Source organism: Dolichospermum sp. LEGE 00246, assembly GCF_015207865.1.
Classification (GTDB): Bacteria; Cyanobacteriota; Cyanobacteriia; order Cyanobacteriales; family Nostocaceae; genus Dolichospermum; species Dolichospermum heterosporum.
This window is the reverse complement of the sequence record NZ_JADEWA010000301.1, coordinates 1-6685: the sequence shown is the minus strand read 5'-3', so window position 1 is coordinate 6685 and position 6685 is coordinate 1. Positions and strand designations below refer to the sequence as shown.

Below are 6685 nucleotides of genomic sequence, written 5' to 3'. Positions count from 1 at the left end.
TATTAATTATATATGGGATGCTTATAAGCGAGATTCAAAGTCTGTATTCAAAATGAAAATCTGGTAAGTTATAGGTGTAACAGCTTATGATATTCATGGGATAATACTCTAGATATATCTCGCTCAATAAGCAAAAAGCCTATTGGGGAGATACTACCCACCAGAATTATCGCCAAAAGTGTAAAACTAGTAATCTCAGAGACAGAAAACTAAAATTTTCAAACTTTTTCTATACTAGTATAAACAAAACATAAAGAGACAAAATCATGACCAATATTCAAGAAAAAACCAGTAACGATATCCAAGAGAAAATCCAAGAAGAAGTGGAACAAGCTCGCACTGTGTGTGATATCTCAGGTAGCAACTCTGCTGAATGTGCTGCGGCGTGGGATGCTGTAGAAGAACTGCAAGCAGAGGCTTCTCATAAACGTCAAATTAAACCCAAAAACTCTTTAGAGAAATACTGCGATGCTAATCCAGAAGCAGACGAGTGCCGTCTGTACGAAGATTAAAATCAGGAGGTAAATATGAATACTATTGCCAATTTTCCTCAATATGTCTGAAACCCAATAAAATCGTGACGATATCAATAGGGTTTCAGGGTTTGGCAATAGTAAGTAGTTGGACAGAATTAATTACACAATGTCATTGCGTTAGCGTAGCGTGGCGTTAGCCATATGGAACGAAGTGAAATCAAGCAATTCCAAGGGTTGTGATTGCTTCCCTTCCCTCGCAATGACTGTAAATATTTTTGTCCAATTACTTAGTTATACCTGTTTTATTGAGTAATAATTTTTTGGGATATCAATGGCTTTAAGCACGATTAATCAATGAATCTGAACCAAACGGGGAATAAACTCCCCGTTTTTCCTGTTGGAACAAAGTCCAGTCACTAAACAAACTTATTTGTTGAATGGCTAACGCCACGTTACGCTATCAAATATCTATTCACAAATTTTTCTATTTTTTTATTGACTTTATGACACAAATATGGTTTCGACCTTATGTTTGGATGGACTACCGATTGGCGTTATTATTTACGCTGATTATTCCCTTAATTCTTCTGGTTTGGACATTTGTACAAAAAGCAGAAGGAATGCAGCGCTTATTAATGATTTACTGGCGAGTAGCTAGTTTATTAGCTATTAGTATGTACTTGATGATTGGTGGTTTCGGAGTTAGTTTCATCTCCGCTCTAATGGCGCAGGTTCTCATTCCTATGGCGCTATGGTTTTGGGTAGACATCAATGATGAAATTGACTATTATCCCAATAGTCCATTAAAACTGATTTTTACTTCTTGGCGTTGGGCAACAACGGTTTATTGTAGTTTAGGCGCAATAGCTCTTTTACCTTTTCTGGGGTGCGCTTTTTCAGGAACTGCTCTCCAAACTCCTTACTGTAGCGTTTGGTTAGAAGCACCATTACTATTTAAAGACTATTTTCACCATAATAGCAAACCTGCTTTTCTCGGATTTTTGGGGATAGTTACTTTAGCAATTTACGTAGTTTATTTAAGTTATTTTGTCGCGGTTAAACTTGGCAAATATGGACGTTCATCTGCACATTAAGCAAAATTATCCGCGGCCATCATTTTCTATCTGCGATTAATTCTTTCCTGCTGTACCTCACTTAGATAGAAATCGCTATAATCCCGACCAAATTATCCCAAATAATAAATCATCTTAATCAAACTAATCACAAAAATCATAGTCTCGACTGCATGAATAACTCTATTAGTAAAAGACTGGAACAATATACCGTTAAAAAATCCCAAGAAGTTCTCATTATTAATGTAGAAATTGATGGTGAACCAGATCAAATTGCTGTGTTTAAAGGCTTTTCTAGTTCTTTGATGCGTCCAACTGCTTATGATCCAGATGTCCCGGTGTTACCAGATACGGCTACAATTATCACAATTGACCGCATAGCAAGTCCCTATAATCCTGACTCACCCCATTATCTTCAACAAGATATTTCTTGGGAAGATATGCAGGTTTTATTATCAAAAATGGGAATTTAGATGAAGAGTGGGTAAGATTTTTTTGAATTTTGAATTGTTAATTTTAAATTGTCACTATGTCCAGTTCTGGATACACTTTACCTGTTTTTGCTTGTGCTGCTGCTGTTGCGGCTTTGCATTGGTTACGCCATCATCAATCTTTGCAGATTACTACTATAGACTTAATTGAACCTGCTGAAATTGCTGAAATACCCATTGAACAAGTGGCGGGAATATCGGAAAATCAGGCTTTGGCGATTACTCGCAGTGATCCTGGTGATAATCTAGATTTAACGAAGAATACACCAATTTGGGCTGTGGTGGCATGGTATGAGGGAGATGGAGAAACGGTAATTATTGAGGGTGGTGAGGGAATTGGGAAGCAACTTAATGGTGAGGGGAAAGCGGCAATTTATGGTTATGCTCAGAGATTATTAACGGAAAATTTGCAGCGATTATTAGCACCGACGGAAAAAATTAAGGTAACAATTATTTTACCAGAAGGGCGATCGCTCGCAATTCGGACTTCTAACTCTGCTTTCGGAGTTGTCGAAGGACTATCCTTGCTAGGAACAACAGGGATTTCTCAACCTTTAAGTACACCAGATCAATTAGCAGTTTTCCGCGCTGATTTAGCAGCAAAAGCCAGTCAATTTCCCACTTTAGTCTTTTGTATTGGCGAAAATGGCTTAGATCTAGCCCAAAAACTCGGTATCAACCCCGCACAAATGGTAAAAACGGCCAACTGGTTGGGACCGATGTTAGTCGCGGCTGATGTTTTAGGTGTAAAAGAAATTTTATTATTTGGTTATCACGGTAAATTGATGAAACTAGCGGGGGGAATCTTTCACACTCATCATCATTTAGCTGATGGTCGGCGGGAAATTTTCACAGCCCATTGTGCCATGCTAGGATTAGGGTCTTTAGATATTCAAACCATTTTTCATAGTCCTACAGCAGAAGCCGCATTAAAACATCTGAGAAGTCTAGATAGTAATACCGGGAGTAATTGGGTAAATCAGGTTTATAACTCCATTGCGGAAACAATTGATACCCGTACCCAAGCATATATGGATAGCCACAATGAACAAGGTAAAACCACTATAGCTTGTGGTTCTGTGCTTTTCGACCGCGATCGCCAAATCTTGGTGAAAAGCAAAACTGGTTGTATGTTACTGGCAAAATTGTGCTAACTTAATATAAATTATCGTAAGTAAGTAGGTTAGCATTGAAAATCGTCGTTATGGCAAGGCAAGAGGCAATCATGCAAGAGTGAAGAGGGTTTGGGCGATTTTACTTTTCTTTACACAGATTGGTTTTATTGTGTTCACCTACTTATCACAAATAAATATTTTTAACTATGATTTGCATGATTAATTTTAACTATGATTAATTTGATTTAGATGATTAATTAATCTGCTATCACCATTAATCACAAAAATCACGGTCCAGACTTCTTATCCCTAACAACACACCCTCCATAGCATGAACACAGCGGTGACTCTACCAACCGAAACAATACCCCAAACACAGGAAAATTTTGGGAATCTTAAAGGTCAAATAATTGTCATTTTAGACTTTGGCTCTCAATATTCTGAATTAATTGCCCGTCGTATCCGCGAAACACAAGTATATTCAGAAGTTATTTCCTATCGCACCACAGCAGAACAGTTAGAAAAAATCAACCCCAAAGGGATCATCCTTTCCGGTGGTCCAAATTCCGTATATAGCGACTACGCCCCCCATTGTGACCCAGAAATCTGGAAATTGGGAATACCCATTCTTGGTGTTTGCTATGGAATGCAACTTATGGTTAATCAACTGGGTGGAGAAGTAATCACAGCCGAACGGGGTGAATACGGTAAAGCATCTTTATATATAGATGATCCTACAGACTTATTAACTAATGTCGAAGAGGGTACAACCATGTGGATGAGTCATGGAGATTCAGTCATAACCATGCCTCCCGGCTTTGAGTTACTGGCACATACTAAGAATACTCCTTGTGCAGCGATCGCTCACCATAACAAAAAACTCTATGGAGTCCAATTTCACCCCGAAGTCGTCCATTCTCAAGGTGGTATAGCCTTAATTCGCAACTTTGTTTACCATATCTGTGACTGTGAACCAACTTGGACAACAGCCGCTTTTGTCGAAGAATCAATTCAGGAAATTCGCGCCAAGGTAGGAGAAAAACGAGTATTGTTAGCCTTATCTGGCGGGGTAGATTCTTCTACCCTGGCTTTTCTCCTGTATAAAGCCATTGGTGAGCAGCTAACCTGTGTATTTATTGATCAGGGTTTTATGCGAAAATTAGAACCCGAAAGGTTAGTGAAGTTATTTAAAGAACAATTTCATATTCCCGTAGAATATGTCAATGCCCGCGAACGATTTATCTCTGCTATCGCTGGAGTAACAGATCCCGAAGAAAAGCGTCGCCGCATTGGACATGAGTTTATCAGTGTTTTTGAGGAAACATCAAAAAATCTTGGTCATTTTGATTACTTGGCTCAAGGCACACTTTATCCAGATGTAATAGAATCTGCTGATACTAATGTTGATCCAAAAAGTGGTGAACGGGTAGCAGTGAAAATTAAAAGTCATCACAATGTAGGTGGTTTACCAAAAGACTTGAGGTTTAAACTCGTAGAACCACTGCGGAAACTATTTAAAGATGAAGTCCGCAAAGTTGGGCGTTCTGTTGGGTTACCAGAAGAAATTGTCCAACGTCAACCATTCCCCGGACCCGGTTTAGCCATTCGCATTTTAGGTGAAGTTACTTCCGAGCGCTTGAATATTTTGCGAGATGCTGATTTAATTGTTCGTCAAGAAATTAATCAACGCGGTTTATATAATGAGGTTTGGCAAGCTTTTGCGGTTCTATTACCCATTCGCAGCGTTGGTGTTATGGGTGACAAGCGCACCTATGCCTATCCCATTGTTTTACGGATTGTCACCAGCGAAGATGGTATGACGGCAGATTGGGCGCGGATTCCCTACGATGTGCTAGAAGCAATTTCTACCCGCATCGTGAATGAAGTCAAAGGTGTTAACCGTGTGGTTTATGACATTACCTCCAAACCACCTGGAACTATTGAGTGGGAATAGGGAATTGGTCATTGGTCATTGGTCATTGGTCATTGGGAAGAATGTTTAACCCATTACCCATTACCCATTACCTATTAACTTAGGTCTAAAATTAAGAAGTATTACGTTTAGTTGAGAATATTATGGCTGCGAAAGTAGAAATTTACACTTGGACTACTTGCCCGTTTTGTATGCGTGCTAAAAGTCTACTTAAAAGTAAAAGTGTTGATTTTATCGAATACAACATTGATGGAGACGAAATAGCAAGAAATAAAATGTCAGAAAGAGCCAATGGAAAACGCTCCTTACCACAAATTTTTATTAATGATGTTCACATTGGTGGTTGTGACGATATTCACGCTTTAGAACGCCAAGGTAAGTTAGATGAGATGCTAGGTTCGTAACAATTCCTCACTCAGGCGCATTAATCCCACACTCCTAAGAGTGAGATGTGGGACTTCTGCTGTTTGTGTTAAATCATATTGTGGATCAGATCCCCGACTTCTAAAATTAATTTAATCGTGTCTGAGAAAAAGGTAGCAAAGAAGTCGGGGATTTTTAAGAGGATATTTAATAAAACTCGTAGATAAAAGAGGTATAAAGAGTGAAACTAGCTTTTATTATTGATCCCATCCATCGGCTTGATCCATGTCATGATACTAGTGTTGCTTTGATGGAAGCAGGGCAAATTCTAGGACACGAAATTTGGATAACGCAAGCAAATTTGCTAAGTGTTATTGATGGTAAAGCTTGGGCTGTCTTGCAGCAGGTAGAACTTGTTCCTGTCGAGTTACTAGAGGGGCGTTGGTTAGCTGTTAATCCTTGGTTTAAATTAAACCCTAGTGTCTTTACTCCTTTAGAAACGATGGATGCCGTATTTATGCGGACAGATCCACCTGTCAATGATGCTTATCTTTATGCTACTTATATTCTGGATTATATTGACCAAAACAAAACTTTAGTGCTAAATAATCCGGCGGGAATTCGTGATGCTAATGAGAAAATGTATGCTCTCCAGTTTAGGGAATGTATTCCCGAAACGATTGTCAGCGCTAATAAACAGGTAATTCGCCAGTTTGTGGAAGCCAAAGAAGCAACAATTCTCAAACCACTGGGAAATAAAGCTGGAGAGGGAATTTTATTTTTACAATCAGGCGATCGCAATTTTAATTCCATTGTTGAACTTAGCACCCTCCAAGGTCAAGTTCCTGTTATGGTACAAAATTATTTACCCCAAGCCAAGGAGGGAGATAAACGGATTATCTTACTCAATGGTGAACCCATAGGGGCGCTAAATCGCCTTTCTAGTGGTAGTGATTTTCGGAATAACATGGCAACAGGTGGCACAGTTGCTCAAACCACCATTACCCCAAGAGAACAGGAAATTTGCAGCCATTTAGCCGCAAAACTCCGGCAAGATGGCTTAATTTTCGTGGGTATTGACGTAATTGGTGGCTACCTAACGGAAGTCAATGTCACAAGTCCCACAGGCATCCGGGAAATTGACCGTCTTGATGGTACTCACCTTGCTCATCAGGTGATTCGATGGGTAGAAGCTAATAAATAGGCAGGGGAGTTGGGGGCTGTCTCTTATACA

7 protein-coding genes are annotated in these 6685 nt (G+C 39.3%); all 7 read left to right on the top strand.

From position 1 onward, the window contains the following. Nucleotides 1–266: 266 nt before the first annotated feature. The 7 genes from IQ228_RS17915 (at nucleotide 267) to gshB (ending at nucleotide 6655) form a co-directional block, all read left to right on the top strand. Nucleotides 267–512 carry a Calvin cycle protein CP12 gene (locus tag IQ228_RS17915; protein ID WP_027404703.1) on the top strand — a complete coding sequence of 82 codons (246 nt, stop codon included), beginning with the start codon at nucleotides 267–269 and terminating at the stop codon, nucleotides 510–512. A 467-nt stretch (nucleotides 513–979) separates the two neighbouring features. Then, on the top strand, nucleotides 980–1570 hold the full coding sequence (locus IQ228_RS17910; protein ID WP_027404704.1) for a DUF3177 family protein: 591 nt from the start codon (nucleotides 980–982) through the stop codon (nucleotides 1568–1570). 152 nt (nucleotides 1571–1722) lie between these two features. Further along, nucleotides 1723–2022 carry a hypothetical protein gene (locus tag IQ228_RS17905; RefSeq protein WP_193963786.1) on the top strand — a complete coding sequence of 100 codons (300 nt, stop codon included), beginning with the start codon at nucleotides 1723–1725 and terminating at the stop codon, nucleotides 2020–2022. 56 nt (nucleotides 2023–2078) lie between these two features. Then, on the top strand, nucleotides 2079–3194 hold the full coding sequence (cbiD, locus tag IQ228_RS17900) for a cobalt-precorrin-5B (C(1))-methyltransferase CbiD (RefSeq protein WP_193963785.1): 1116 nt from the start codon (nucleotides 2079–2081) through the stop codon (nucleotides 3192–3194). Nucleotides 3195–3486: 292 nt separating this feature from the next. After that, nucleotides 3487–5109 (top strand): glutamine-hydrolyzing GMP synthase, encoded by a 1623-nt coding sequence (gene guaA / locus IQ228_RS17895; protein WP_027404707.1) that lies wholly within the window; start codon nucleotides 3487–3489, stop codon nucleotides 5107–5109. Between the two features lie 122 nt (nucleotides 5110–5231). Further along, on the top strand, nucleotides 5232–5492 hold the full coding sequence (gene grxC, locus IQ228_RS17890) for a glutaredoxin 3 (RefSeq protein ID WP_027404708.1): 261 nt from the start codon (nucleotides 5232–5234) through the stop codon (nucleotides 5490–5492). A gap of 200 nt (nucleotides 5493–5692) precedes the next feature. Then, a complete protein-coding gene (gene gshB / locus IQ228_RS17885) occupies nucleotides 5693–6655 on the top strand; it encodes a glutathione synthase (RefSeq protein WP_027404709.1) in 963 nt (320 codons plus the stop codon). Nucleotides 6656–6685: the final 30 nt, after the last annotated feature.

Excerpts from the sequence above, each read along its gene's own strand:
- IQ228_RS17915 (WP_027404703.1), top strand. The coding sequence starts at position 267 with ATGACCAATATTCAAGAAAAAACCAGTAACGATATCCAAGAGAAAATC.
- IQ228_RS17910 (WP_027404704.1), top strand. The coding sequence starts at position 980 with ATGACACAAATATGGTTTCGACCTTATGTTTGGATGGACTACCGATTG.
- IQ228_RS17905 (WP_193963786.1), top strand. The coding sequence starts at position 1,723 with ATGAATAACTCTATTAGTAAAAGACTGGAACAATATACCGTTAAAAAA.
- cbiD (WP_193963785.1), top strand. The coding sequence starts at position 2,079 with ATGTCCAGTTCTGGATACACTTTACCTGTTTTTGCTTGTGCTGCTGCT.
- guaA (WP_027404707.1), top strand. The coding sequence starts at position 3,487 with ATGAACACAGCGGTGACTCTACCAACCGAAACAATACCCCAAACACAG.
- grxC (WP_027404708.1), top strand. The coding sequence starts at position 5,232 with ATGGCTGCGAAAGTAGAAATTTACACTTGGACTACTTGCCCGTTTTGT.